This is a genomic window from Flavihumibacter cheonanensis (genome assembly GCF_022352215.1).
Taxonomy (GTDB): Bacteria; Bacteroidota; Bacteroidia; order Chitinophagales; family Chitinophagaceae; genus Flavihumibacter; species Flavihumibacter cheonanensis.
In genome coordinates, this window is record NZ_JAKRWF010000005.1 from 13,697 (window position 1) to 39,297 (window position 25,601).

At 38.7% G+C, this 25,601-nt stretch carries 27 protein-coding genes and 1 pseudogene; 26 read left to right on the forward strand and 2 right to left on the reverse strand.

The window, feature by feature from the left end:
• Positions 1 to 473: 473 nt before the first annotated feature.
• The 16 genes and pseudogenes from MD536_RS19055 (at position 474) to MD536_RS19130 (ending at position 14,570) form a co-directional block, all read left to right on the forward strand.
• On the forward strand, positions 474 to 3,185 hold the full coding sequence (locus MD536_RS19055) for an RHS repeat domain-containing protein (protein WP_239603045.1): 2,712 nt from the start codon (positions 474 to 476) through the stop codon (positions 3,183 to 3,185).
• Positions 3,186 to 3,188: 3 nt separating this feature from the next.
• The gene (locus MD536_RS19060; RefSeq protein WP_239603047.1) at positions 3,189 to 3,581 is read left to right on the forward strand and encodes a hypothetical protein; all 393 of its coding nucleotides are present in this window, start codon (positions 3,189 to 3,191) and stop codon (positions 3,579 to 3,581) included.
• A gap of 152 nt (positions 3,582 to 3,733) precedes the next feature.
• Positions 3,734 to 4,036, forward strand: a pseudogene (locus MD536_RS19065) (helix-turn-helix domain-containing protein); the annotation flags it as partial.
• A 645-nt stretch (positions 4,037 to 4,681) separates the two neighbouring features.
• Positions 4,682 to 5,164 carry a hypothetical protein gene (locus MD536_RS19070; RefSeq protein WP_239603051.1) on the forward strand — a complete coding sequence of 161 codons (483 nt, stop codon included), beginning with the start codon at positions 4,682 to 4,684 and terminating at the stop codon, positions 5,162 to 5,164.
• A 260-nt stretch (positions 5,165 to 5,424) separates the two neighbouring features.
• Entirely contained in the window at positions 5,425 to 6,138 is a 714-nt protein-coding gene (locus MD536_RS19075) for a hypothetical protein (RefSeq protein ID WP_239603053.1), read from the forward strand.
• A 78-nt stretch (positions 6,139 to 6,216) separates the two neighbouring features.
• On the forward strand, positions 6,217 to 7,314 hold the full coding sequence (locus MD536_RS19080; protein WP_239603055.1) for a DUF695 domain-containing protein: 1,098 nt from the start codon (positions 6,217 to 6,219) through the stop codon (positions 7,312 to 7,314).
• A gap of 258 nt (positions 7,315 to 7,572) precedes the next feature.
• Complete coding sequence (locus MD536_RS19085; RefSeq protein ID WP_239603057.1) at positions 7,573 to 8,070, forward strand: hypothetical protein; 498 nt, start codon at positions 7,573 to 7,575, stop codon at positions 8,068 to 8,070.
• 19 nt (positions 8,071 to 8,089) lie between these two features.
• A complete protein-coding gene (locus MD536_RS19090; RefSeq protein ID WP_239603059.1) occupies positions 8,090 to 8,533 on the forward strand; it encodes a hypothetical protein in 444 nt (147 codons plus the stop codon).
• A gap of 24 nt (positions 8,534 to 8,557) precedes the next feature.
• A complete protein-coding gene (locus tag MD536_RS19095; RefSeq protein ID WP_239603061.1) occupies positions 8,558 to 9,463 on the forward strand; it encodes a hypothetical protein in 906 nt (301 codons plus the stop codon).
• Positions 9,464 to 10,445: 982 nt separating this feature from the next.
• Entirely contained in the window at positions 10,446 to 11,165 is a 720-nt protein-coding gene (locus MD536_RS19100) for an SGNH/GDSL hydrolase family protein (protein ID WP_239603063.1), read from the forward strand.
• A 21-nt stretch (positions 11,166 to 11,186) separates the two neighbouring features.
• Entirely contained in the window at positions 11,187 to 11,582 is a 396-nt protein-coding gene (locus MD536_RS19105) for a hypothetical protein (RefSeq protein ID WP_239603065.1), read from the forward strand.
• A gap of 57 nt (positions 11,583 to 11,639) precedes the next feature.
• Positions 11,640 to 12,146, forward strand: a complete 507-nt coding sequence (locus MD536_RS19110) for a hypothetical protein (protein WP_239603067.1) — start codon at positions 11,640 to 11,642, stop codon at positions 12,144 to 12,146.
• Between the two features lie 51 nt (positions 12,147 to 12,197).
• Positions 12,198 to 12,701, forward strand: coding sequence for a hypothetical protein (locus MD536_RS19115; protein ID WP_239603068.1), 504 nt, complete (start codon positions 12,198 to 12,200; stop codon positions 12,699 to 12,701).
• Positions 12,702 to 12,709: 8 nt separating this feature from the next.
• The gene (locus tag MD536_RS19120; protein ID WP_239603070.1) at positions 12,710 to 13,159 is read left to right on the forward strand and encodes a hypothetical protein; all 450 of its coding nucleotides are present in this window, start codon (positions 12,710 to 12,712) and stop codon (positions 13,157 to 13,159) included.
• A gap of 146 nt (positions 13,160 to 13,305) precedes the next feature.
• Positions 13,306 to 13,782: a hypothetical protein gene (locus tag MD536_RS19125; protein WP_239603072.1), complete on the forward strand. Its 477-nt coding sequence runs from the start codon at positions 13,306 to 13,308 to the stop codon at positions 13,780 to 13,782.
• Between the two features lie 68 nt (positions 13,783 to 13,850).
• On the forward strand, positions 13,851 to 14,570 hold the full coding sequence (locus MD536_RS19130) for a DUF4262 domain-containing protein (protein ID WP_239603074.1): 720 nt from the start codon (positions 13,851 to 13,853) through the stop codon (positions 14,568 to 14,570).
• 363 nt (positions 14,571 to 14,933) lie between these two features.
• Here MD536_RS19130 and MD536_RS19135 read toward each other — a convergent pair whose 3' ends face one another.
• Positions 14,934 to 16,403, reverse strand: coding sequence for a serine hydrolase domain-containing protein (locus MD536_RS19135; protein ID WP_239603076.1), 1,470 nt, complete (start codon positions 16,401 to 16,403; stop codon positions 14,934 to 14,936).
• 155 nt (positions 16,404 to 16,558) lie between these two features.
• Between MD536_RS19135 and MD536_RS19140 the strand changes: the two genes are divergently transcribed.
• The 4 genes from MD536_RS19140 to MD536_RS19155 all read left to right on the forward strand — a co-directional run bounded on the left by MD536_RS19140 (position 16,559) and on the right by MD536_RS19155 (position 20,253).
• Complete coding sequence (locus MD536_RS19140) at positions 16,559 to 17,047, forward strand: sigma-70 family RNA polymerase sigma factor (RefSeq protein WP_239603077.1); 489 nt, start codon at positions 16,559 to 16,561, stop codon at positions 17,045 to 17,047.
• Between the two features lie 69 nt (positions 17,048 to 17,116).
• Positions 17,117 to 17,998: a PhzF family phenazine biosynthesis protein gene (locus MD536_RS19145; protein WP_239603079.1), complete on the forward strand. Its 882-nt coding sequence runs from the start codon at positions 17,117 to 17,119 to the stop codon at positions 17,996 to 17,998.
• A 30-nt stretch (positions 17,999 to 18,028) separates the two neighbouring features.
• Positions 18,029 to 18,871, forward strand: a complete 843-nt coding sequence (locus MD536_RS19150; protein ID WP_239603081.1) for an alpha/beta fold hydrolase — start codon at positions 18,029 to 18,031, stop codon at positions 18,869 to 18,871.
• 206 nt (positions 18,872 to 19,077) lie between these two features.
• Positions 19,078 to 20,253, forward strand: coding sequence for a threonine aldolase family protein (locus tag MD536_RS19155; RefSeq protein WP_239603083.1), 1,176 nt, complete (start codon positions 19,078 to 19,080; stop codon positions 20,251 to 20,253).
• Between the two features lie 98 nt (positions 20,254 to 20,351).
• On the opposite strand, the gene MD536_RS19160 is transcribed toward MD536_RS19155, so the two are convergent.
• On the reverse strand, positions 20,352 to 22,166 hold the full coding sequence (locus MD536_RS19160) for a tetratricopeptide repeat protein (protein ID WP_239603085.1): 1,815 nt from the start codon (positions 22,164 to 22,166) through the stop codon (positions 20,352 to 20,354).
• Positions 22,167 to 22,484: 318 nt separating this feature from the next.
• On the opposite strand from MD536_RS19160, the gene MD536_RS19165 reads away from it, so the two are divergent.
• The 6 genes from MD536_RS19165 to MD536_RS19190 all read left to right on the forward strand — a co-directional run bounded on the left by MD536_RS19165 (position 22,485) and on the right by MD536_RS19190 (position 25,589).
• Positions 22,485 to 22,697 carry a helix-turn-helix domain-containing protein gene (locus tag MD536_RS19165; RefSeq protein ID WP_239603087.1) on the forward strand — a complete coding sequence of 71 codons (213 nt, stop codon included), beginning with the start codon at positions 22,485 to 22,487 and terminating at the stop codon, positions 22,695 to 22,697.
• A gap of 4 nt (positions 22,698 to 22,701) precedes the next feature.
• Positions 22,702 to 23,025 (forward strand): HipA N-terminal domain-containing protein, encoded by a 324-nt coding sequence (locus MD536_RS19170; protein ID WP_239603089.1) that lies wholly within the window; start codon positions 22,702 to 22,704, stop codon positions 23,023 to 23,025.
• Between the two features lie 80 nt (positions 23,026 to 23,105).
• Complete coding sequence (locus tag MD536_RS19175) at positions 23,106 to 24,041, forward strand: type II toxin-antitoxin system HipA family toxin (RefSeq protein ID WP_239603332.1); 936 nt, start codon at positions 23,106 to 23,108, stop codon at positions 24,039 to 24,041.
• 3 nt (positions 24,042 to 24,044) lie between these two features.
• The gene (locus MD536_RS19180; protein WP_239603092.1) at positions 24,045 to 24,527 is read left to right on the forward strand and encodes a YciI family protein; all 483 of its coding nucleotides are present in this window, start codon (positions 24,045 to 24,047) and stop codon (positions 24,525 to 24,527) included.
• Between the two features lie 124 nt (positions 24,528 to 24,651).
• Positions 24,652 to 25,182 (forward strand): hypothetical protein, encoded by a 531-nt coding sequence (locus MD536_RS19185; RefSeq protein ID WP_239603094.1) that lies wholly within the window; start codon positions 24,652 to 24,654, stop codon positions 25,180 to 25,182.
• A 71-nt stretch (positions 25,183 to 25,253) separates the two neighbouring features.
• Positions 25,254 to 25,589 (forward strand): four-helix bundle copper-binding protein, encoded by a 336-nt coding sequence (locus MD536_RS19190; RefSeq protein ID WP_239603096.1) that lies wholly within the window; start codon positions 25,254 to 25,256, stop codon positions 25,587 to 25,589.
• The last annotated feature ends 12 nt before the right edge of the window (positions 25,590 to 25,601 follow it).

The window sequence follows — 25,601 nt, forward strand, 5'->3', positions numbered from 1 at the left end:
TAATGTGAATAAAAAATGAAGGCTTTCAAAATCATTTTTAAATAGTTTATAATACTCTTACAATATCAGACAACAGGCTTTGTTATAAAATATTCAATTCTTTAAGAAGCCAAGACGAAAAAACAAAAACGTCTTCAATTTATACCCGTTTCAAAGCTAAAGTTGCGTTGGAGGCCAAAAAAGGCCAGTACACCTAGCAGAACCGGCTTAGAAGTTAAAAGTTAACCAGGTACTTATTTCCAAATGGGAAGCTGAATTCCGTCCCAATTTGGCTGTTGTTTTTGAAATGGAAGGGTGGCCATCTGAATCTGATCTTGATACCCAAGAATTATTGACCCATGACAGCTTATTAAAAGTGATTCAACCAAGTAAGATCTACAATTTGGTATGATCGCCTGGGACGGCTCGTCGTAAGTCAGAATGCCAAACAGCAGCTCGCGGGTAATGTCTATAGCTACACCTTATATGATGCATTGGGCAGAATCAGTCAGGTAGGACAGATTACCGGAGGCTCATCCATGACGGATGCCATCGCCAAAAATGCTACCAGTCTTCAGAACTGGCTGAATACTGCAGCCAATAGCAGAAACCAGATAACGCAGACGGTGTATGATTTACCGATGTCTTTATTGCCGGAGACCGCTTTAAAACAAAGAAACCTGCGTAACCGGGTCAGCTATACGGAAGTGATTAATCTTGCGACCCAAACCTTGCCGGCATCCGCTACTTACTATTCCTACGATATCCAGGGCAATGTAGATACCATTGTGCAGGACTTTGGGTCACCCAATGGCGTCAAAAATGGCATGAACAATATCCCCTCCGATCCGGGTTATCGTTATAAAAAAATTGCGTATGACTATGATCTTATTAGTGGTAAAGTGAATCAGGTCAGTTACCAACCGGGCAAGCCGGATGCTTATTATCATCGCTATGAGTACGATGCTGAAAACCGGCTGACCCAGGTATATAGTGGCAGAGACAGTATCATGCTGCTTCTTTTCCCAGAGCGGGAGGCAAGTTATGAGTACTATGCCCATGGCCCATTGGCCAGAACTATCCTGGGCAAACTCAATGTGCAGGGGCTGGATCACGCCTACACCTTACAGGGTTGGTTAAAGGGGATAAATCCTGCTATGGGAGGAAGTTTAACCAATGGCACTGATACCACCGAAGCCAAACCAGTAGCGCAAGATGTATTTGGGTTCAGTTTGCATTATTATAAAAGTGATTATAAGGCGATCTGGTTTAATCCCCAGGCAAGTTCGGTATTGAACGCCCTAACAACCTATGCTGCACCACTTTACAATGGAAACATTGCAGCGATGGCAGTAAATATTCCCATCTTAGGTACAACCAAGGTGTATAATTACAAGTATGATCAATTGAACCGATTGGTCATAATGGATATGTTCAACGGGCTGAATCCGGTAGCTGGCAGTTTTACGGCCTCCATTAGCACGGACTACAGGGAGCGGATTAGTTATGATCCAAATGGGAATATTCTGACCTACCAGCGGAATGCAGATGCTACAAGATCCGGCATGGATAATTTGACCTATTCCTACAAGCCGAATACCAATCAGGTGCATAAGGTAGTTGATATCACAGCTGATGCCAGTGCTGCCAATTATCCCAAGTATAATGATATCCGGACAGGCCAATTAGATAACAACTATGTGTACGATGCCATTGGCAACCTGATTCAGGATGTGAAGGATACCATTACCAATATCACCTGGAATGTCTATGGCAAAATTGAAAGTATTACCCAGAATGCCAAGGTGATCCGGTACACCTATGATGCAGCCGGCAATCGCATCATCAAGGCAACTACTACCGATACCACCTATTATGTGCGGGATGCCTCCGGAAATGTGCTGAGTGTGTATCGCAAGCCTGCAGCCGGACAAATCAACCAGGAAGAAGTGCATCTCTACGGCAGCAACCGGCTGGGTATAGTAACGCGGCACCTGGCCCCGGATTCCAGTTTTGCCCTGGCGAATTCATTTGGTAAAATTTATAGTTATAAATTTACGAGAGGCGAGAAGCTCTTTGAATTAAGCAACCATCTGGGTAATGTACTGGTCACCCTATCCGATCGGGTGCAGCAGGTAAAAGTAACCAGCGATACCGTTCGCCATTACCTGGCAGACATCCGCAGCGCCAATGATTATTATCCTTTCGGCATGTTGATGCCAGGTAGGAAGTTTAATGCGGGTAGTTTTAGGTATGGGTTTAATGGGAAGGAGATGGATAATGAAATAGGTGGCATTGGAAATACAATACATTTTGAGTTTAGAGAGTATAGTCCACGAATTGGAAGAATGATGAGTATAGATCCCAAGGCATCTGAATATCCTTGGCAATCTCCTTATGTGTATCATAGGAACAGCCCGGTAAACATTGTAGACTATCTGGGACTTGGAGATCCTCCTGTGACTGCTTATCATAATACATCGGTAGCCGATGGAATTAAAATTTTAGATGGGGGATTTAATGCACCAAGTGGATGGAATTATTTTATGACGGACCCAAGTGGTACAAAAGCGGGTGCTGGAGTAGCAGATCAACCTGTTCAATTTAAAGCTGCGATCAATACTGATGGTGCCAAGATCATTAAATATGAGCAATGGAGAGGTTTTTTCAATGAAGCAAAAGCTGAACTTGGCTTATCAAATATTGATAATGCTAAATTAAGTAAAGATGAATTGAAGCAATTAAATGCTATTCGAAATGAAAAAGCGCGTTTATTTATGAAAAATTCAGGTGATGATACTTTCATAATTGAGGCTGAGAACGCGAGCAAAACTAGCCAGAGATTTATTGTTCTTAAAGAGGATGCAGTAAAAAGTAGGGTTTCAAGTGTTTCAGTTCCAAAAGGTCAGGAATTATTGATTAGCGAAATGGAAAAATCTGGAGCGGCAGGCGGAAGTAGATTTTCTCGATCAAGTGTTGGAACCAAAATGTTTAGATATGGTAAAATGGCATTAAGATTTGTAGGAGAAGGGCTTATGATAGAAGGTGCTATATACGGAGTAAAAGCAAAAGGTGAGGCTGCACAACATTATGTAGAAAGAAAGAGTCTAAATGGTCATTCTCCATTCTACAATTGGCTTATGGATACCTATTCAGATGTTGGCCTATATTATTGGTATAAATATTCGGTTGATTTAAATAAATAACATATGGTTGGTGAAGTTATTCAATGTGTTTATAAACCAAAAAGAGAAGATTTGGATTGGATTTTAATAAAGACCACTAATGACTTTTATTCAATGCGATTAGGTGGTTTTAAAAAAGAAACTAATTCAATTTCATTAATAGATTATGAGGAAATGGAAATTCCATTTAAGGGAGGACAAGTGAAAGAAATTTATACAGATGAAGAATGGGTCTATTTAATTCTTAATGATGGAAATATTATCGTGTCTGGATGGACAGAAGGAGGATTTGGAGATATGAATTTAGGGATTAAATTTACTAGTTTAAGTAACTACGATGATGGTTATTTTCAATCTCCTTTTCTGTTCAAATTAATTGTCGGGAGTGATAATTGGTCTCAAAAATTAACACAATAAAAAATGTATCATTCTTGTTCAGTTAAAAATTGTAAATAATTCGATTCAATAAGCTGAGTTCAACAGATAAGTGCATTTTTTGAAAACAAATGACAAAATGATTTTGAGCTCATTTTGTCATTTGACTGAGTAGTGCAATCTTTGGATTGCTTATGTCAAAAAATTACAAGCTACTCAGTTTGGTGCAAAGATACCAGATTGAAGCCTTGATTAAGGCAGGCATTAAACAAAATAAAATCGCTGAACAGCTTGGCGTCGATGCCTCTACTATAAGTAGAGAATTAAAGAGAAATAAGGCAAAAAGGGGTCGAACAGCAGGTGTTTATGTCGCATCCAATGCCCAAAGGAAAACCGACTTAAGGCACAAGAACAAGCCGAAGTTGACTAAGTTTACTGATTCCATGAAAAAGCAGAATTCTTTCTGGCTTACAAAAAACAAGTGGAGTCCGGAGATCAGTTAGTGCCATTTTAGTATTTAAAAAAATTAGTCTTGTTTTGTTGACAGATGAAAAATGGGATCTGAATTCGCCTCGTTCATATCACCAACAATTATTAATTAGCCTTGTAAATCGGTAATCAATTTAGACCAGAATCGATTTATCAATTATTTGCGGAATTTAGTGCTCAGTTTATCCGGAATTTCCTCATACAGGTTAATGATAAATTTTGAATCTGGGGAAGGTGCGGAAAATTACAATTTTCCAACCAATGGCATAATCAGTAGTAAATTTTTAAATCAGATGTTTTAAAAGATGCTCTTTAAAATTCAGAAATGGTGAAATAAAGGATGGTGAGTCGTACTAATCCCCATTTGGTGGCAAAGAGTTAACAAAAGATATTCTGAGGACAGGAACTATGTTCTCATCAATAAGAGGATTTGTTTGCTCATTATCGATAACAATAAAAAAGACCGATGCTATTATGTTGCAAGTTTCAATATTTAATATTACTAGTTTAACATCGGGCGCTTTGTGGAAAGCCATATGGGTAGAAAAAGATAATTTAAATTGGCCAAAATCCTATTCAAGGGTTCCTCAAAATCTAACGCCATTTGGGAATATTAGTCAAACTTTTAATTTATTAACTCCAAATACAATTGAATGAAATTAAATAGAAAGTTGAGTTTTTATTATTTGCAATTTTTATTATTAATGAGTCTCTTTAGTTGCAGTGACGGAACAGATGTAAGTAGGCAGCAAACATTCAGACAAGTGTTAGGTGATTATAGACTTGACTTAAGTAGAACTAAATTGAGTGATGGTTATATTAACGACTCGGATGTATACAAGAATTTAATTTTGACTTTTTATTCAGATTCTACATTTAGAATGAATTTTGAAGTCCCATTTTTGTATGATACTTCTGGTAGATGGAAAGCTGGAACTATAAATGAATGGTGTTGGATTCTTTTTGATAGTTTTAAATATATAAACGAAAATAATTATTCAGGTTCTCAATTCACTCGACCATTTCAAGAAAACGGAGATACTTTGATTTTAATAAATGCAGCAACACCTAGAAAAAATCAACAAACCTTATCAGATATTTATTTCAAGAAAATAAAGTCTAATGCAGAATTGTGATGATTATTTATATCGAATATTTCTCTCAAAATCCGAATAATTGAGTACTATTTCCTCCTATTATATTTTTTTGTTGACAAATATTCGGGATTTTGCCACAAAAAAATTGGCTATAACTATGACCTGATCAGTGGCAAGGTGAAACATGTTAATTACGAACCCGGTAAGTCGGATGCTTATTATCACCGCTACGAGTACGATGCTGAATACTGGCTGACACAGGTATATAGTGGCAGAGACAGTATCATGCCCATGGACCATTGGCCAGGACTATCCTGGGCAAACTCAATGTGCAGGGGCTGGATCATGCCTATACCCTGCAGGGGTGGTTAAAAGGGATAAATCCTGCTATGGGAGGAAGTTTAACCAATGGCACTGATACCACCGAAGCCAAACCAGTAGCACAGGATGTATTTGGGCCGATCTTAGGTACAACCAAGGTGTATAATTACAAGTATGATCAATTGAACCGATTGGTCATAATGGATATGTTCAACGGGCTGAATCCGTCAGCTGGCAGTTTTACGGCCTCCTTAAGCCCGGACTACAGGGGGCGGAGTAGGTATGATCCACATGGGAATATTCTGACCTGCCAGCGGAATGCAGATGCCACAAGATCCGGCATGGATAATTTGACCTATTCCTACAAGCCGAATACGAATCAGGTACATAAGGTAGTTGATATCACAGCTGATGCCAACGCTGCCAATTATCCCAAGTATAATGATATCCGGACAGGCCAATTAGATAACAACTATGTGTACGATGCCAATGGGAACCTGATTCAGGATGTGAAGGATACCATTACTAATATCACCTGGAATGTCTATGGCAAAATTGAAAGTATTACCCAAAATGCCAAAGTGTTCCGGGATAAAAGTATGGTCATGCTTGCAGGATTGTTAGGGAATAGGTATATTGTTGGTACTTGTCCTGTGTTTCCCAGAAATGGGACTCATGTGGCGAAGCAATGAGGAGATGTGATGTATTGAGCCCGTTGGTGGCAAGGCTAATTTAGACACTCCGCCGATGACAACAGCGATAATTGAACTATGAGTATTTTAAAAAACATCTTCAAGAGAAAAGACGAACCCATTAATTCATACAACGATTTCTGGAACTGGTTTAAGAAAAACGCAAATACGTTTTATAAAGTCGTAAATGGACATGGAAATGTGGAGGAGGATTTTTTTGATAAACTTTCTCCTAAGCTTAATGAACTAAAGGATGGTTTTTGGTTTTTGATAGGCAAGTACAATGACAATACCGCTGAACTGGTGATTACAGCTGAAGGAGCCGTCAAAAACATTATTTTTGTTGAAGAACTTATTCAGACAGCCCCAAAGATCGAAGGATGGAAATTCACGGCTCTTAAACCTGCATTAAACATCAATGACATTTATATCGAAATGACAGGTTTCAAATTCAATGATCAGAATATACTCTTTTATGCAACTGATCATTCTGAATACCCTGACCTGATTGATATTACCATTGTACATATTGATTACACAGAAGAAAATAAATCTACGATAACCAACGGTGTTTACCTTTTCCTTGATAACTACCTTGGAGAATTAGATTTTGCTGTATCCATAGATACTCTAAACGTTATCGGGAAAAATGAAGCAGAGAAAGAGTTAATTCCAATCGATAAGCTAAAAGATTATTTGAGGTGGCGGCAAAAGGAATTTATTGAAAAGTATGAAGGATTAAGACACAGCACCGAAAATGATCAGTACTCTATTTTGGAGGCTCAACTTGAAAGTGGAAATGCCTTAATTGCCGTCGTCAATACCGATTTACTTCAGTGGGACAGAAAAGCTTCTCACCCATGGATTTTATTGGTAGAAATTCTTTATGATGGTAGCAAAAACAATGGCATGCCTGAGGAGGACACGTATAAACTGCTTGACGAAATTGAAGAGCAGATTATGGCAGAGCTTAGAGATTTTGAAGGCTATTTAAACATCGGCAGACAAACTGCTAATAACATCAGAAAGATTTACTTTGCTTGCAAAGATTTCAGAAAACCTTCAAAAGTTCTATTTGAACTCCAAAAGCACTATGAAGACCCAGTTGAAATATCTTATGATATTTATAAAGACAAGTATTGGCAATCGTTTAACCGATTCAGCCCAGTTGCGTAATTAAGTCCATACTTCAATAGTTCATTGCCTAACTTTCGGCAATACTTTTCCATTACGGGCCATTTTAATGTTAGCCACCTATATGAAAGCTCCAATACGGCTAATAGTTATTAAACACACTGAAATTGAAATATCTATAGGATATTCCAGGTATGGAGGACCGGTGCTTCATTACTTGCACATCGCCAAAGTACCGGCCAACATTGGTCAGTTTAGGCATCGACACAGAAAGGACAACCAAAATATAATAGTTTAACTATGGCAACATTAAGGGAAGACATCAAATCTCAATCAGATTGGATAGTAAAAGCATTTGCGGCTGACGGCTTCAAACTTGATTACTCAATTGATAGTATAATTGAAGTGGATAGGTTTTTTGCCGTAAATATGAAGAATGGAGTACCTAAAAAAGGTGGACGCCTTTATGGAAAAGGGTTTGGTCCAATACTTTTTTCAATTGGATCATATGTTGGTGAGACAATTATTAAAAATGTAAAAGGTGCTGATTGGGTAACTGACGAAAGCGACCCAAATGCTGAAATAAATGTTCTTTTAAAACTTCCTAATGACGGTCAAATTTGGCCTATTCAAAAAGTAATCAAAAGATTTAAAAATGGAAGCGAAGACGCAATTTATCCATATGTGCATCTGGTGACAAAGGAATTTACAAATTTGCCCTTTAAAGAGGAGTTTTGGGCAGTAACAGCAGGGACTGACAAATCCGAACAAACAAAACCCTGGTGGAAAATTTGGTAGCCAATCCTTTAAATTAGTTATGCTTAAATACAAAATTCTTGGTTTTGCAGTAATTGGTTTGACTAAAAGAATTGTTGCCATATTAACTATTTTAATTCTTTGGTTTAATCCACTTATTGCACAGGTGGGAATAATTGAAGATGAAGTTGAACTTGCGAGAATAATTGGCAATAAAGATTTTGGTTTGTTGGTTAAAGAACGCTTCAAAGATTCAATTTCAGGATTAGATACGATGATGTTCCGAATGAGAATAAGTAGAAATGGAAAGGTTAAAAAAATGCAATATATAAATAATTATTATGCTCCTATAATTTCAAAAAAAAATCTCATTCGGATTTCTGATTTTGTAAGGGATTCCATTGCATGGGAGGCGGCTATTGTTAAAGTTAAGAGCAGATGGAAAAAGGTGAGTTCATGGGTAATTGTTTCTGTTAATCCGGATTTAATTGATAGAATAGAATAGACAGAATAGCGCTAAATTTATTTCATGAAAATTTACCGGATATATCTATTGGCGTGGTTAATTTTTATTTTGTCTGCAAATTTGTATGCTACTGGGAATACGGATTCTTTGTATAGAATAGTAGGGATTCAAACAAGAGGCGACTATTATGTCATAAGGGCGCAGAGAAATGATTCTTTATTTAAGATTGTTTCCAGAATAGTTAGTTTAGATAGTAATTCTAATCTGGAGCTTATTAGAAAGGGAAACAAGTATAATTTTATTTGGGGTATACATGATAGAAATACATCTGCTATTGTAGAGCCATTAGTTGGAAACGCAAGTTATTTACATGTTAAGAAAAGGCGATACTGGGATGACAATAAAATTAAATTTACAAAACGCTTTCACTATCGTTTATACAATACTAGAAATCTAATTGGATTGTATTATGTTCCATCTGCTTTTATTTATTGCAGAGAAAAATATTTAAATAGAGTTTTAGATAGCGATAGCAATAGCCGTTATTTTGTTGTCATAAAGGCTAAAATAAACGAGGTCGAAAAAGAGATAGTCGTTCTTAATAAGAGTTTGCTTGATATCATGAATTTAAGAGATCCGAAATATAAGGATAAAGAAGTTTACAAAAATTATTTAAAGCAAATTATTCTTACTAATAAATCCATTTGTTTTACAGAATCGGAGTATAAAAAAATGGATGCTGGAACAATTGTTTCTGAAAGTATTTTAGTAGACTCTTTACAATTACAGAAAGGTGATTTATTGAATAACTATTTTTATGTTTCTGAAAAGTATAATTATGCCGTATTAAAACATGATGTTCAGCAATACAAGATTGGAGCTATTATGAAATTGATGTTTGAATCCAATTACTTAATGTCTATGGTTGAAGGAAGACTTACTATTGAAGATCTCAAATATTGTAGATAATAAATCCAGTTATTTATGGTTGTTTGGAGCCCGGCGCATGCCATGATTGCCTAATATTAGAGGAAATGGCGCATGGAAATTAAAAGGCGAATTGATTTAGGATGATGACGCAATTATCCCATATTTTATATATTCTATAAATTTATTAGAGATGTTTTCAGAAATGGATTACTCGAAAATTGAAACCATGTGGTTTGAGATTAAGAATATTTCATCGAGCACATCTGGCTGTACATACGACCAAGTGAAACATTTGGAGAAACAATGCTTAGTCCGCAAAGGGGGATTGAAATTCGGATGGCTATGGAATATCTCCGTACAAATAAGATGGATGTTGATAATTACTTTAATTTAGATGAGTTGGAGAATTTGAATATTTATAAGCAACTAATAAATATTCCTATTTATAGATCAATTTCAAAAGATATTCGAGGTAAGGTATTGTGTTAGTTTAATGCTTATCAACAAATGATAGATTGATAAATAATAATTTGGTAAGTTGGAAACGATATTGTTTTGATATTGATAAGAAGGCGTTGTCTTCCTTCATAATATTTTGTATTGTTATAGTAAAGGATATTCTCGTTAGAGATTTAGAAATAATTCCAATAAGATCGCCGGCAAATAGAATGATAAGCTGGTTTATTATTCTGCCAATATTCGTAATTGGTAGTATATATTCTTTTCAATATCTATATAGAACATTTGTTGTTGATAAGCAACAAGTTTCTAAAAAAGGACTTATTAATTTATTTTTGACGCTACCATTTTTCTTATACCTTTTCTATGTATTATTTTAACTTAAATTGTTTTTTTACCCATTAATTTCAAAGGCATTATCACTCAACAAATATTTACTTCTTGTACAAAGAAAGGTGAATATATCTTTACGGTTTTAATGTTTCAGCAGTATAAATGGCTTCCAGTTTAGCTTCTGATTATCTATCAAAATTTATCAATAATATTGTTGAAAGCTATACAAATGCAAAAGGTTGCTTTCTTAATACTATACTTATTGCCAACTATTTTGATTGCTCAACCTAAGTTGGCTTCCCTTCCTGGCATAAAAGAGTACCTGAAACCGATTAAGGAAGAACTTATAAAGGAGTGGCCGAATAACCACACTATTAATCTGGTTTTCCATGGTCATAGTGTTCCGGCCGGGTATTTTAAAACGCCGGTTGTTAATACGATGGATGCGTATCCCTATCAGGTACTGCGCTTATTAAAAGAGAAATATCCCTACGCGGTTATTAATGTGATTAATATGGCCATTGGGGGTGAAAATTCGCAAAGTGGGCAAAAACGTTTTGAGTCCGACGTACTGTGCCACAAACCGGATGTACTGTTCATTGATTATGCTCTAAATGATCGGGGGCTCGGACTAGTTACAGCGAAAACCGCCTGGGAGAAAATGATTGTAGAGGCACAAAAACGAGGAATAAAAATTTTGCTGTTAACACCCTCCCCGGATCTTTCGGTTGATTTATTGGATCCGAATACTAATTTGGAACAACATGCGAAACAGATTAGATCACTTGCGAATAAATACCAACTCGGCCTGGTTGACAGTTATGCTCAATTCCGGGATATTAAAGCTGCCGGGGGCAATATCGAAGATTATATGTCGCAGATTAATCATCCGAATGCAAAAGGCCATGCTGTAATTGCGAATGAGATACTGAAGTATTTTTTAGATTAGGTGACACTTGACTTAGTAATTATGAAATTAGTTGGTTTTATTTACGAGTATAATCCAATTCCCTCAGCCGTTCCAATCAAATCAATTTCGAAAAATAATGGTAATAGTGCTATTGACCTTGATAAGATTGTACAATATTTAAATGCAGGTGAATTGGTGTTTGGATGGATGGGGTATTTTCAAGATTTCAAAACAAAAGCATGGATTGCACCAGACAGTTATGTAACTGATGGTGATTGGGTTTGGCCATCCTATTTGCCCTATTACCTGCAAAAGGGATTTGATAGCTTACTGGATATTCATTTTCTTGATCATATTCAGCAGAAGAATTTCAAAATAGATGTCGGTCCTGAACTAACCAATGCTGCAAAAGTACATGAGAAGGAATTGTCGGATCTGCTTACAAAATACCCGTAAAAGCTCAATATGTGGTCTAGATGTTTCGCCTTAATTATTACTTTATTTCTATTTAATATGAATTTGTTTTCACAATTCTGTATAGATACAATAACTGGATCCAAATTCAAAAACACCTTAAATCCTTCTATTCAATTTTCTAATTACGCTAATCAGTTTTTGAAATTTGCTGAAATAGAGAGCATTGAAAATATAGATTTTAATTGTAAAGGGGTTTCCCATGGTAGAGCAATAATAAAATATTTAGATAAAGGGTTAAAAACATCAATATTTTCAAAGAACGAGTTAGCTTTTTCTATAGATAGCTATTTTTTATTGGATTCGAACACGGTTAATTTTGGTTTGTTAGAAATAGTATTTAAGAAGGAAGCAGAAGCGATCAGGAGTTATGAAATATTCAAGGGCCTAAGGTCATTTCATCATTCTGATGAGATATTGAGAATATTTCATTTAATAGTAAATGAAAATAGATTGCTACTATTTCATACAGCAACTCCGGAGAGTAATTTTCTTAGGAAGTATTTTAAATCTTTAGGGATTACTGATTTTATTTTTGATGAATGATCTATCTAATTTGCCAACCATTTTGGGAATTAGGCGAACCTTTTAAGAACTATGAATAAGCAAATAGTAGTCGCTCTTTTAATTTTATTTTCCTGTTTGACCTGTTATTCCCAGGATTCAGAAATTAGGAAATTTGCTTATCTAAATCATTTGGATGCATCAACCCGGAATTTACAATGTGACACAATTCATATAACTTCTCCAAAAACAGCTTTTAAAACTATTCAATGTCATTTGCCCGGAGATACGTTAATATTGAAGGCTATAACGGTATATGATGATAGTTATGGCAAATATAAAAATGTTTATATACGGACTGAATATTTTAATGACAGGAATCAATTGCTTGCTTATACCCACAAGGAAAATAATTCTGGAGTTTTTTTAGCGGGACAAATTAATTACTATTCAACGGATCATAAACTATCTGAATCTTTTGTTTGGGGATCCGGCGAAATCGGTTTACGCACTCGGTATTATTATAATAAGGGAGGCAGATTGGCAAAGGCAGTTCAATATCGTGGAAATATGAAGGTTGGAAGTAAAAGATTTTAAACCGTACAATGAGTAACAAAATTGAATTAAATGGTCCGATTATACCTGGCAAGGGTGCAGCAGGGCTAGTGTTGGGAACATTGCTGGAGGATATTGAAAGTGTAGAATTAGCCGGATTAAATCACCATTCAGTTCAGGCTGGGTTGCTTAATGAATCAATTTGTTGGGAAACGTACACTTCAGGCGACCTTTATTTTCGTTTTAAGGGAGGGAAATTGGATATGATTGGAGTGATGGGTGCATACCGTGGTTTGACTCAGCAAGGCCTGGGGATTGGTGCCAGGGTTTCGGATTTTGAACTGGTATATGGATGCCTAATTGAGGGGCCTGATGATGCACTGACTTTTGAACGGGTAGTAGATTCTCTCTGGTTTGATGTAGATTGTACTGATCTCAATTCTGCTAACTGGCATTCCCAGGTTCGTCTGAGAAAGGTTAAGGCTTTGTATGTATATTGAAAAGGTCGCCAGTAAGGTGTAAAGAATTGTCCTTTATTTAATCGGCGGAAATGGCTTTCGGAGTATAATGAAACTGTCTTTATAGGATGCGCGCTATTGAATATGAATATTACATTGGAATTATAAATTATAATCGAGTTTAAACATTGCCTACACTAGTACATTTAGCAGATGAGCGGGATGCAGCTATGATACTTAAAAATGGTATTGTTATCAGTAAGCATTCTATTGGAATTTATTGCATGCCGGTTCTGCCAAACTTTTATGTGACTCATCAGTGGCTGCGGGAACTTAAGCGCGGAGGTGCGAAAACCTTTGTTGGCGTTTATTTTAAAGTGTCTTCAAAAGAAGTCGTTTTTGCTGGTAAGTATGGTCTAGATCATCACCAAATGAAGCTCGGTGAATCCATTGCAGAGATTTTAAATATGGAGGATCCACTCGGTTATGAACTTATCATTGATAGAAAAATTATGCCCTCAGAAATTTTACGAATAAAACACATTCCTCAGGTCCTTGGGTGGCGCTATATGCCTAATAGTCACAATCGCCGACCCTGTTCATGTGAGCTCTGTTTGAAGGGTACTATAAAAGGAAGGCGAACTAAAAATAGACTCGATTCCTGATAAACAAATTAATTTGGACTCAAATTGGAAAACTTCCTTCTATAGTAAATACCAAAGTAAGCATCTAAATGAACGAGGAAAAACTCATAGAAGATATTAAAAAGTATGGACTTGCAGTTATCATGATGGAAGCAACGGATTACCTGCCATCATTTGCCTTTACTATTGGATTGTGGAAGAACTTCAATCACCCTGAGCTTATTAGTTTTGGATTGCCCATAAATACATTGCATTCTATTTTAAATCTTGGTGGGGCCTTGGTTAAAAAGGGTGTCTGCTTCCAGGTTGAGGTAAACTATGATGACTTTTTTGAAAATGGGAGTTCTCAATTTGTGCAGGTTGATCCCGAATGTATAAAAGACTATTTCGGATATGCCATATGGTTTAATCAAACCAGTAATTTCCCTGCCATGCAACTGGTATGGACTGACCGCCAGAATCGATATCCCTGGGAAGATGGTTTTGAAGAAGAATTTAAATTTATTCAACCTCTATTGGATCGAAATGCTGCTTTTAAATTTTTGGAAGAGAAGAACCTGGGCGTTTTTACAACCCGACAATGGCTGGAAGAGAAGAAGCCGATACTAAGAGTAGTTCATGAGGAGGATGGAGACTGGCAGTTCCTTACAGGTGACCAAATTCCGGAGGATATAAGAATCGTGGCACTGGAACAAATGACAATTCATGATCCAACAATTAATGAGTTATTCAATCTGGAATATGGCCAGGTTGCGGAAAGGGCGTTCGTTGGGGACAAGTGGATTAGGAGTTTTCTTCCCCAAAACTGACCTGTAGGAGTGGTTTCAAATCGCAATTGATAAAACAAATCGATACTGGTTGTATGAGTTTTTAATGGATCCTGGTTTTTTCCAACAACCTGGAAGAAGTTTGTTGTGAATCTTTTAAAATTGGATACGGTTATTGAATCGGTATCAATAAAGGCCAATCTTGATGAAATATTTGGAGCGTATCATTACTAGTTTGGAGAAAAAAGCTACAACAGGTACCTTGAGTTCACCAGGGTAAACGCTAATAAAGCAACTTTCCATATTTTATCTCTTAGCAATGTAGAGAGAGGTCCCAATGTTGCTGAGTTCGATCAGGATACTATTACCTTTATGGTTGATATACATTATTATATCTAATGAATCTTACTTAGTGCTCAACCTGTCTTTGTATAATTCTTTAAGTAAGGCATCCGCTTCCTCCACAAGATGGGGAGCCTTTTTCTCTGCTGCAAACTTTTTTGTAGTAATGTAATAAAATGCTGCTACTGCAGTTCGGCCCTGCTTTTTCGCCACATTACCGTTTGTAATTAACAAATCAGGGGAATTAGGGAAGAGCTGATGGCCAACCTGTAAAACCACCTCAGCAGTGGATAGATCGTTTAGTCGAATCAGACTTTCGGCAGTTCGCAACAGCACAAATTCAGTTTTGGGGACAGCTGCTTGTTCAAAGATTTCTTCAGGATTTTGAATAAATGCATCCGTGCCCTTTTTTCTGATAGCATCTACCAAACGTACTGTTACCTGGGCTTGTGGTTTAGCTGTTATTGGTTTGTTGAGCAGTTGGCTAAACACCTGGGAAGTTATCTGATAACCGGTGCCCCACATGTTGGAACACATTACTACAATGTACCCGGTTGCTGGTTCAAAGAACATATCTACACTATATCCCCTTCCTCCTCCATTATGCCCGTATACTGGCACAGCTTTACTCAGGCTTTGTAAAATCATCATGCCATATCGAAATCCCGGTATGCTGTCGGCCATAGTCCTATTGGCACTCTGCTGAACCTGCATCATTTTTTTTGATAGGTACCTGCCTTTCAAATAGGTCTGCAAAAATTGATAGAGGTCCCCTGCATTGGACAACCATCCTCCAGCGCCCATATCACTATTGGCTAAGAAGCTGGTATCGTCCCGAACAAACTCGGTACTTGAGACCTGGTAATAGGGTAGGGCTGCATCCGATGGCAAGCCCCGGGTTTTAAAATAGGTCGTATGCAGCATACCTGCTGGTTTGAAAATATAGTTTTCTATGGCCTGATGAAAGGGCATTTTATCTATTTTTTCAATGATAGCAGCTAAAATAAAATAGGCTGTATTGCTGTAATAAGTTCTTAAACCCGGAGGAGAAAACCGGATCGGGGTGTTCTCGATCTTTTCTTCCAGGCTATATAGTTTAGTAGGATCATAGTTTGGATGTTCCCAATGACTCGATAAGCCAGATGTGTGATTCAACAGATGATGGATGGTTATACTGTCTGCATTGGCTAGTGTAAGGTTCGGCAGAAGCTGGGAAATTGTTTCGGTTAGTTTCAGTTTCCCCTTTTCCACCAACTGCAGGATCCTGACCGCAGTAAACATTTTTCCGACGGATTCCGTTTTGAATAGGGTGTTGAGCTCCATGGGTACTTTTTCTTCAACATTCCGGAATCCAATTGCTTTTTTATAAAATGGACCTTCTTTTGTACCTGCTAGCAGCACAAAATTCCATTTGTAGGTTTCATAGCAGGTTACAATACTGTCAAGTTTGGAAGTTATGTCTTGCCCGTTGGTAGAAATAGTATTCACTGCCAGTATGAATACCAATAATGGAACCTTAACTAATTTTCTCATACCAAACAAACCAATGAAAATAGTTGGATGGATTGGGTATTATTTATACAGTAATTGACTTTAATTGGATGAATGGTTGTTTGTTAAAAAGTTCGCAAGGCTTAGTTTGAACATACTCTTAACAGTTTTTGGATTTAATTTTATTGCCTATTCTTATGAACAAGCAAATTCAGGATATCTGGAACGACCTGCACCAGGAATTGAAAAAATTCATTTTTACTAAGCTAGGAGACCCAACTATAACAGATGATATATTGCAGGAGGTATTTATTAAAATTCAACTTCAGTTACATACGTTAAAAGATGCTTCTAAATTAACTTCCTGGGTGTATCAAATAACAAGAAATACAGTTACAGATCATTATCGTAAAAACAGGTGGATGACCGGAATAGAAGGCTTAGATCTTGCAGAGCAGGCCTATGAGGAACCCCAATTTGCGGCTCTGAGTACCTGTATAAATCAGAAAATTAACCAGCTACCTGAAAACTATAAACAGGCTATTTTATTGACCTATTTCGATCAGTTTTCACAAAAGGAACTTGCTGAAAAATTGAATATTTCTCATTCCGGCGCAAAAACCAGAGTTCAAAGAGGCCGGGAACAGTTGAAGGACCAATTGCTGGCATGTAAAAATTTGTCTTGAGCCTGCGTCTTTTTTTCAATTGCTGCGTCTATAGGTGGTACGTATTGTAACAAATAAACTAGAACTACCATGGATAATCCCAAAACAATTGAAGTTCAACTCATTAATGCTTTTGTTGACAATGAACAGGGTGGAAATCCCGCAGGGGTGGTATTGCAGGCCGATAACCTAACTTCTGAACAAAAATTGCAAATTGCAAGGAAAGTTGGCCTGTCTGAAACCGCCTTCGTTTCAAACTCTGTTGTGGCTGATTGTAAGCTGGATTTCTTCACCCCGACCCGTCAAATCGCACATTGCGGTCATGCCACCATTGCCACTTTTTCTTACCTCTCCCAACAAGGATTTATTGGAAATGGCCCCTCCTCAAAAGAAACGATCGATGGCAGACGCGAAATACTGGTACAAGGTGATATGGCTTTTATGGAGCAGCAGCCGCCCGTGTATAGGGAGGTGGAAGACTATTCAACGCGTATCTTAGATTCACTGGGATTAAAGGGTGCCGATCGTTTAATGAATGCCCCGCTTTCAATTGTAAATACAGGTAACTCCTTTCTTCTCCTGGCAGTAACAGGTATCGAAGTTTTAAAAAGAATACAGCCAGATTTTGATTTGATCACCCAACTTAGTGAGGAGTTGGATTTAGTAGGGTACTATGTTTTTACAACAGCTACGGAGAATCCAGTGAGGGATGCGGCATCCCGGATGTTTGCTCCCCGTTATGGAATTAAGGAAGAGGCTGGAACCGGTATGGCAGCTGGGCCCCTTGCCTGTTATTTGTATGATCAGTTGGCTATCCGAAAGGAGCGCTTTCTTATTCAACAGGGGGCTTTTATGAATCCTGCCTCAACCAGTTTGATTATGGTGGAACTATCGGCGGAAAAGGGGCTGATTACAAAAGTTATGGCAGGAGGTAAGGGAATCCCAAAAGCCTCGATGATAGTAGAACTATAGAAGCTATTTTTATGGAATATGTTTACAGAAATGAAGACAAGGTTGATAATTTTATTCCTGTTGATTATTTACGGACAATCAGCCAGCACTCAGGTAAAGAATTATGGAAACAACCCTCAGGCAGGTAAGTACCTGCAAGTAGCTGATGCTACCTTATATTATGAAGTTTATGGGGAAGGCAGCCCCCTGCTCTTATTACATGGTGATACCTTTGGATATATTGCTGAATTTGAACAATATATTCCCTTGCTGGCAAAACAGTTTAGAGTAATTGTGCCTGCAATGCGGGGCCATGGCAAATCAGCAATTGGTTCAAAAATATATTCGTACCAATTATTTGCGGAAGATGTATTGGCCATTGCAGAGAAAGAAAAGATGGATCGTTTTTCAGTGATGGGTTTTAGTGCCGGTGCCACCATAGCATATTATTTGGCTGCTCATTATCCAAATCGGGTAAACAAGCTGGTTGCCCTCGCCGGTGCCATTGATACGGCAAGCTATCGACCCGGTGTATTGGAAGGATTAAAAAAGAGAACAGGGGATGATTACGAACAAATGGCTCCGCAGCTGGTCAAGGAACGAAAGCAATTGATGCCCCAACCCAATAGCTATAATCTTCTCATAGAAAAGCTGAAAGCGGCCTGGTTACAGCCCGTATATGTTGAAAAGGAAAAGTTGGAAAAGATAAACTGTCCCGTGTTGATAGTAGGAGGGGACCGGGATGAATACATGGCAGTGGAAGGTTTTGATCGGATTCATCAGTTAATTCCTGGTTCTCAGTTGGCAATTATGCCGAATTGTAATCATGTTGGATTATTGTTTTACCCGGAAATGGTTTCGTTGATTGTACTTCCATTTTTGCAGACGAAGTAGTAACTCCTACTAGATAAGTTTATAAGTCCGTTTGACGTTAGGATGAGGTTTCCATGAGGTTTCTATGAGGTAAGAAAAAGGTAAGAAAAAGGTAAGAATGAGGTAAGGATACAACAAGCAATGGGATTACCAATCCTGGGAAATAATTCTTTTGTTTGTCGGGTTTATTTCATTCCTTGTAATTTCTTCTTTAATACGTAAGAAAAATGAGTAACACCAGGCGTTCTTTTCTAAAATCATCCGGTCTCGGCTTAGTGCCGGCACTGTTTCCTGGCTTGCCTGCTATGGCCGGAGATTTCAATTCGGGAAATTTTGATCCGTCTAACAGGTTTGTCAAATTTTATGGAGATGGCGAGCTTCTCGAACCAAAGGAGTATCTGGAAATTCTGGACCAGCTGCAAATCAAGGGCTTGATTGAAAAAGACCGGTATGGAACAGGTGGTTCGGTAGAAGCACTGGAGAAAGAAATGGCTCGACGTACCGGTAAAGAAAAAGCGATCTTCCTGCCTAGCGGTACCATGGCCAATCAACTGGCAATCTCCCTGCTCAGTCAGCAACGATCCAAGGTATTTGTGCAGGATCTCAGTCATGTTTACCGGGATGAAGCGGATGCCGCACAAACTGTGTTTGGTAAACGGCTGGTTCCCCTTGGCATAAACACCTCCCATTTTACGGCAAAGGAGTTGATCGATGCTATCAATGAGCTTCCTAAACAAGAAGTCTTTGATGCAGGGATCGGTGCTGTTTCTATAGAAAACCCTGTCAGACGAGCAGATGGCCGGATGGTGCCCCTGGAAGAAATAAAAGCTATCAGTTCCTTTTGTAAATCAAAACAAATTCCGCTGCACCTGGATGGTGCAAGACTCTTCATGGCATCTGCCTGGACTGGTACTTCCATCGAAGCGTATTCCCAGTATTTCGATACTGTTTATATCTCGCTTTATAAATACCTGGGTGCCGCTGCTGGTGCTGTGCTTTGTGGTCCGGCTACCCTTATCAACCAGGTTCCCCATCTGATCAAAGTACATGGTGGTGCAATGTATGGCAACTGGACCAATGCTGCTATGGCACTGCATCGCCTGGAAGGTTTTGAAAATCGGTTAGAGAAATCTATCCAGGTTTTTAATGTTTTTAAGGCAGGGGTTGAGCAAATCAAGGAAGTACAGATCACTGCTTATCCCGATGGTACCAATATATATTCACTTTCCCTTCCAGCGGGTACTGATGGAGTGGCCTTTCAAAAGAAAATGCGGGAACGTCATAAAATTATTCTTGGAAGACCTGATGCTGCCGGAAAACTGCAACTGACTGTCAATGAAACTATATTGTACAGGAGAACAGAAGAGCTCATTTCAGCGTTTAAGGATGGATTAAAAGTCTAGTTGATGTGAATTAATGAGCAATGGTCTACACCGCCTATGGTTTCTGGGGTTCCACTTCCAACTGGATTTTTACCAACCTGTATGAACTGTGAGAAAAATTATACCTGTGGTTCTCCTCTTTTTGATATCCGGTTCCACCATGCCTTGCTGTTATCCCGTAGTTTGAGCATATGCTGGGAAGAGAGGTAATGGATGACTTTGTGTTCCACCCAATGATGCAAGGGAACGAGGATCGCGGCAATCAGAATCATCATGCCCAGGTCTTTCCAGGGTTCCCCTTGTGTTATGCCGAATATGCTCTTCTTAAATACCAGGAAAATAAATTCAAAGAACATCAGGAAGGCGAAAAAGCCAATGATGCGTATGGTGGTAGCCGATACCCTGAATAAGCCCAGTAATACCAATAACAAAAAAATGGTAGCTATGGCAATGACGATTGCCATATACTGAATACGATTGCGTTTTTCGATTTTTTCTTTCTCTGCAACCGCCAGGCGGTCCCGTCTTTTTTCCTCATCTGTAATTTGCAATTGTAGAATTTCATCTTCTTTTCCCAATTTGTCCAGGCTATCCTTATACCGGTTATACAGCTTGTTGTAATGTAAGGCCTGTGCATAATTTCCAACGTTAGTATATGAAGAGTCCAGTAGTCTGGAGTATACCCGCATCCAGTCCAGGTTTTTGGTTGCATCGGCTATTTGTTTGCCTTTTTCGTAAATGGCAATGGCTCCGGTTTTATCGGATTTTTGGTTCAGGTATTCCGCATAATAGAAATAAAAATTGAGTTTAGAGGCCGGGTTTACACTGTTTTCAAAAAAGGGCAAACAGCGTGCATAATAATAACTGGCGGAGTCCAGCTTATTCAGTCGGGTATATATGAGCGCATAGGCCTGGTCGATTACACTGGCCATACCAAAGCCAGCTATATATTTTTTGAGATCTTCTTTGGTGTTGAAAAAATCAAGTGCTTTTACAGGGTCATTTTTTGCGAGGTAGAGGTTCATCAAACCCAGGTATCCCTGCATTTTAAGTGGCTGAAAGTTGATGGTATCTGCATACTGAATCGATTTGTTGAAAAAGGATTCGGCCATCGAATAATTCTTTTTGTACTGGTAAATACTCGCGATGGAGGTATAGACTTGCGCTCTTCCATACTTTGATTCATCTGATTGGCTGGCCAGATCGAGTTGCAGCACTTTGAAGGTGAAATCGAGCGCTTTGTCGTAGTTTTTTATAGAGGAATAAAATTGAGCTAATTGCAAATAGCCTGTTCGAAGCAGCGCGTGGTTGTTGATGTTTTCCGCAATGGATACCGCCTCAAACGTATTTTTAAGCATTTGTAGTTTTTCTCCTTTGCCTTCATGGCATTTGGAAAAGGAATAATAACAGGCGGCCAGCAAACTATCGTTCCCTACACTCTGCGCCAATGCAAAGGCTTGTGTTGTTTGAGCCATTGCCTGGTCAATTTCTGAGTTGGTCTGATATACATAGGCCTTCCATAATAAACTTTCCGATTGTTCTTTTTCCAGTTTGTTTTCTTTGGCCATCCGAAAGGCATTGTCCAGGTATTCCAGGGATTTAGCCGTATAGCCTTTTCTGGCGGCTACATAGGCCAGTCGGATGCCATTATCCAGTTGCGAACGAAACATCGCTTTTCGGTCTCTCGAAATTTCCGCATCCTCAATTGCCTGGGTTCCCCATTTTTCTGAGCTTAAAGTGTCAATGGCCATGAAGATCTGCGACAGTTCCCCGGCCAGTCTGGCTTTTTCGGGTAAGCTGGTTTCTTTGTGGTAGCGTTGAATGATGCTGTCAGTAACCTGCGACTGTTGCCCGGATACCTGGCAAAAGCTGGAAAGGATAAGTAGAGCGGTCATGAGGAGAGAAAGGAGGCCTGCACAGTTATCTGAGCGCATAAGATGGGTGTTAGTTGAGGTTGAGATAAAGATAGAAATTCAGGGTTGTAATTATTCAATAGGAACGCATCACTAATCCGAATTCCATACTTCCCTCTAGTTTTTAAATTGAAAGGGCGTTCCATACTTTTCCTGGTCAGCTTTCTGCTGATACCCCCGCTTATTGACATCAACTTTCTAGTTGATTCACAGTATAATGTGATTTATATTGGTTATTGGGGTATCTCAGCAAAAAAATATCAAATAATCACAGTATGATGTGATTAGGACTAATTTTTTCAGTTATTTTTACTAAATTAACTCGAAAATCACACTATAGTGTTAAAAGAGGATATTGGGAAAGTCATTCGGGAAAGGAGAAAATCACTCCGGATTACTCAGCCTGATTTAGCTGAACTGGCAGGCATTAGTGTCAACTCGCTATACAAATTAGAACGGGGTGAATCCAATCCGACAGTTGATCTGATTGAAAAAGTTATTGCTGTTTTAGGATTGGAAATGAAGCTGGAGGTTAAAAAGATAGTTAAGTAAGTGTATGAGAGCATTGGAGATATATTGGAATAAGTCCCTCGCTGGTATTCTTACCGAGGAAAACAAGCAACGCTACACATTTCGATATACCAATGAATATTTTGCTGATTCCTCCAAACCTCCAATTAGTCTTACCCTTCCCAAGATAAAACAGTTACATGTAGCCGATCATCTTTTCCCATTTTTCTTTAATATGCTGTCTGAAGGGGTCAACCGAAAACTTCAATGCCGGACCTTAAAAATTGATGAAGCTGATGATTTTGGTTTATTGGAAGCAACTGCGCAATATGATACAATAGGTGCAATAACAGTGAAACCGATCAGTTGATGAGCATGCCTGAAATAAAATATTGCCCCGGGAGTTTAGCTGAAGGCTACTCAACCTACAGTCCTGCTTTTTTACGCAGGATGTTTGATGGTAAAAAGGTGAGTCATATTTTGCCGTACGATACTCCTCAAAAAAATGAAGAAGAAACTGAGCAGTTCCTGGAGAACAGGAAACGTATTTCGATATCTGGCGTACAGGAAAAATTATCCTTACTGCTTGAAAAGAATCAGCTTCGATTGACTCGGCAGGGCGAACAGGGAACTTACATCTTAAAGCCCATACCGCGGGATCTTAAAAAAGTTGACCAGGTTCCTGCTAATGAACATTTGACCATGCAAATCGCATCCCAGGTGTTCGGAATTAATACAGCAGAAAATGGGCTCATCTTTTTTAAAGATGGAACGCCAGCTTATATCACCCGGAGGTTCGATGTTAAGCAAGATGGGAGTAAATGGGGAAAGGAAGATTTTGCAACTCTTGCTGGCCTTACAAGCCAAACCGGTGGTCCCAATTTTAAGTATGGCTATTCATATGAAGAAGCAGCTCAACTTATCAGAAGGTACGTTCCTGCCTGGCAAATAGAAATTGAGAAATTCTTTACTTTAATCGTTTTTAATTATTTATTTTCCAACGGAGATGCCCATCTGAAGAATTTTGCTTTGCTTGAAACCATCAGCGGGGATCATTTTCTTAGTCCCGCTTATGATCTTATTAATACCAGGATACATGTTGATGATACTGATTTCGCGCTGGACAAAGGACTGTTTTCAGATGATTTTGCATCTGCCGATTATAAAAAGACCTTACATAGGAGCCTTGATGATTTTTTAGAGTTTGGGCGCAGAATTGGCATAGAAACTATAAGAATAGAAAAACTAATTGCTCCTTTTTTAGTCAAGCAGGATAAAGTGAAAAGCCTGATAAGCCGCTCCTTTCTTTCTGAACAAACCAAAAGAGGCTATATGCACATATTAAGTACAAAGAGAAACTGGTTTTTACGAAAAAATAAAAACTGACAAATGAAATACCTATACCTTCTTTTATCTCTCCTCGCAGTTAACCTCGCCACTGCGCAAACCAAGTCTCCAAAAGACTCCGCTGTTGGGAACCCCCACTACGATAAGGCCCTTGCCGAAAAACTCGGTGCCGATGACTACGGAATGAAAAGTTATTTTCTGGTCATTCTGAAAACGGGCAGCAATACAACTGCTGATAAAACAATGGTTAGTGAAAGTTTTAGAGGGCATATGGAGAATATGAACAAATTGGTGGCAGCGGGTAAACTCATCGTAGCCGGACCTTTTGGCAAAAATGAATTAGGGTACAGAGGTATTTTTATCCTGGACAAGGTCAAAACAGTGGAGGAAGCCAGGGAGCTGTTGCAAACAGATCCTGCTATAAAAGCCAACCTACTCGCCTATGACCTGCTTCCCTGGTATGGATCTGCGGCCCTGCCCGAATACCTGCCTTTCTCAGATAAAATCTGGAAAATCAATCCCTGATTAGAAATTAGCTATTAGGGTAGAAACTGCCACATTAAATTGAGGTTAAAATACCCCGTTTTTCAAATAGGCTGTCTATATTTTCCTTAACTGTTGCTGGCACAATTCTTTGGGTGTAGTTAGCATGAGAAACAGCGCTATCTTATCCAATGAAGCCCGCCTTGCCTTGCCAGGTTCGTTCACCCTTGGTGATATTCAATTCATCTCCGGCGAACGCCGTGATTATCGAAGTATCAATTTTGTGCCGATGGATCGTATCCAGGCCAGGCAGGCATTGGGTATCCCAGCCAATGATTTCATTCTGATGATCCAGGATGATTTTTCAAAACCCGAAGCTACTATTCAGTTATTGCCTGAAATTCTGCAGTGCCTGCCACCAACAGGAAAGGGACAATTGTATTTCATGGGTGGCACAATGGATTTGCCGGATTCATCCTTCTGCAAAGGACTTGCGGAGCTGGATCTGCATATGGAAAATTCGCGCTGTAGCTGGAAATGGTTGTTTACCGGGAAGAAACCAGAGCGCCTGATGAAATACTATTATTCGGCAGCGAACCTGGTAGTCCTGTCCATTCATTCCAATACACAGAAGTTGAAGGAGTTGCTTCAGTCGATGCTCAATCCAGTATCGGCACATCAATTGCCAGCCCTCTAAGCGCTTCAGATTAACGCTTCTTTAATAGCGGCTGGCAGGATTTTTTTACTGTAAGGATAAAACACAACAACATGGATAATCTTCACGTAAAATACAAAGCCTGTGTAGATGCCTGTTTAAGGGCCTATGCAGCTTCCAGCTACTGCGCAGCCAGTTGTTTGAAAGAAGAACAGCTGCATCATATGCGGAATTGCATTCAATTAGATATGGAATGTTCTACTATTTGTAAGGCAATGGCGGAACTGCTTTCTATGCAAAGTCCGTTTGTGTTTTCACTCTTACCCTTATGCGCAGAAATCTGTGAGTCCTGCGCTATGGAATGTGAAAAGCACGAACATGATCATTGTAAGGAATGTGCTACGCTCTGCCGGCATTGTGCAGAAGAATGTCGCCTATTACTTTCCTGATAAAATATAAGC

What these genes read in the sequence shown, in the direction of transcription:
- MD536_RS19150 (WP_239603081.1), top strand. Translation starts at nt 18,029, where the DNA reads ATGAAGACAAGGTTGATAATTTTATTCCTGTTGATTATTTACGGACAA.
- MD536_RS19140 (WP_239603077.1), top strand. Translation starts at nt 16,559, where the DNA reads ATGAACAAGCAAATTCAGGATATCTGGAACGACCTGCACCAGGAATTG.
- MD536_RS19130 (WP_239603074.1), top strand. Translation starts at nt 13,851, where the DNA reads ATGAACGAGGAAAAACTCATAGAAGATATTAAAAAGTATGGACTTGCA.
- MD536_RS19160 (WP_239603085.1), bottom strand. Translation starts at nt 22,166, where the DNA reads ATGCGCTCAGATAACTGTGCAGGCCTCCTTTCTCTCCTCATGACCGCT.
- MD536_RS19135 (WP_239603076.1), bottom strand. Translation starts at nt 16,403, where the DNA reads ATGAGAAAATTAGTTAAGGTTCCATTATTGGTATTCATACTGGCAGTG.
- MD536_RS19185 (WP_239603094.1), top strand. Translation starts at nt 24,652, where the DNA reads ATGAGAAACAGCGCTATCTTATCCAATGAAGCCCGCCTTGCCTTGCCA.
- MD536_RS19090 (WP_239603059.1), top strand. Translation starts at nt 8,090, where the DNA reads ATGCTTAAATACAAAATTCTTGGTTTTGCAGTAATTGGTTTGACTAAA.
- MD536_RS19175 (WP_239603332.1), top strand. Translation starts at nt 23,106, where the DNA reads ATGTTTGATGGTAAAAAGGTGAGTCATATTTTGCCGTACGATACTCCT.
- MD536_RS19120 (WP_239603070.1), top strand. Translation starts at nt 12,710, where the DNA reads ATGAGTAACAAAATTGAATTAAATGGTCCGATTATACCTGGCAAGGGT.
- MD536_RS19105 (WP_239603065.1), top strand. Translation starts at nt 11,187, where the DNA reads ATGAAATTAGTTGGTTTTATTTACGAGTATAATCCAATTCCCTCAGCC.
- MD536_RS19155 (WP_239603083.1), top strand. Translation starts at nt 19,078, where the DNA reads ATGAGTAACACCAGGCGTTCTTTTCTAAAATCATCCGGTCTCGGCTTA.
- MD536_RS19170 (WP_239603089.1), top strand. Translation starts at nt 22,702, where the DNA reads ATGAGAGCATTGGAGATATATTGGAATAAGTCCCTCGCTGGTATTCTT.
- MD536_RS19095 (WP_239603061.1), top strand. Translation starts at nt 8,558, where the DNA reads ATGAAAATTTACCGGATATATCTATTGGCGTGGTTAATTTTTATTTTG.
- MD536_RS19100 (WP_239603063.1), top strand. Translation starts at nt 10,446, where the DNA reads ATGCAAAAGGTTGCTTTCTTAATACTATACTTATTGCCAACTATTTTG.
- MD536_RS19145 (WP_239603079.1), top strand. Translation starts at nt 17,117, where the DNA reads ATGGATAATCCCAAAACAATTGAAGTTCAACTCATTAATGCTTTTGTT.
- MD536_RS19115 (WP_239603068.1), top strand. Translation starts at nt 12,198, where the DNA reads ATGAATAAGCAAATAGTAGTCGCTCTTTTAATTTTATTTTCCTGTTTG.
- MD536_RS19110 (WP_239603067.1), top strand. Translation starts at nt 11,640, where the DNA reads ATGAATTTGTTTTCACAATTCTGTATAGATACAATAACTGGATCCAAA.
- MD536_RS19060 (WP_239603047.1), top strand. Translation starts at nt 3,189, where the DNA reads ATGGTTGGTGAAGTTATTCAATGTGTTTATAAACCAAAAAGAGAAGAT.
- MD536_RS19080 (WP_239603055.1), top strand. Translation starts at nt 6,217, where the DNA reads ATGAGTATTTTAAAAAACATCTTCAAGAGAAAAGACGAACCCATTAAT.
- MD536_RS19180 (WP_239603092.1), top strand. Translation starts at nt 24,045, where the DNA reads ATGAAATACCTATACCTTCTTTTATCTCTCCTCGCAGTTAACCTCGCC.
- MD536_RS19070 (WP_239603051.1), top strand. Translation starts at nt 4,682, where the DNA reads ATGAAATTAAATAGAAAGTTGAGTTTTTATTATTTGCAATTTTTATTA.
- MD536_RS19085 (WP_239603057.1), top strand. Translation starts at nt 7,573, where the DNA reads ATGGCAACATTAAGGGAAGACATCAAATCTCAATCAGATTGGATAGTA.
- MD536_RS19190 (WP_239603096.1), top strand. Translation starts at nt 25,254, where the DNA reads ATGGATAATCTTCACGTAAAATACAAAGCCTGTGTAGATGCCTGTTTA.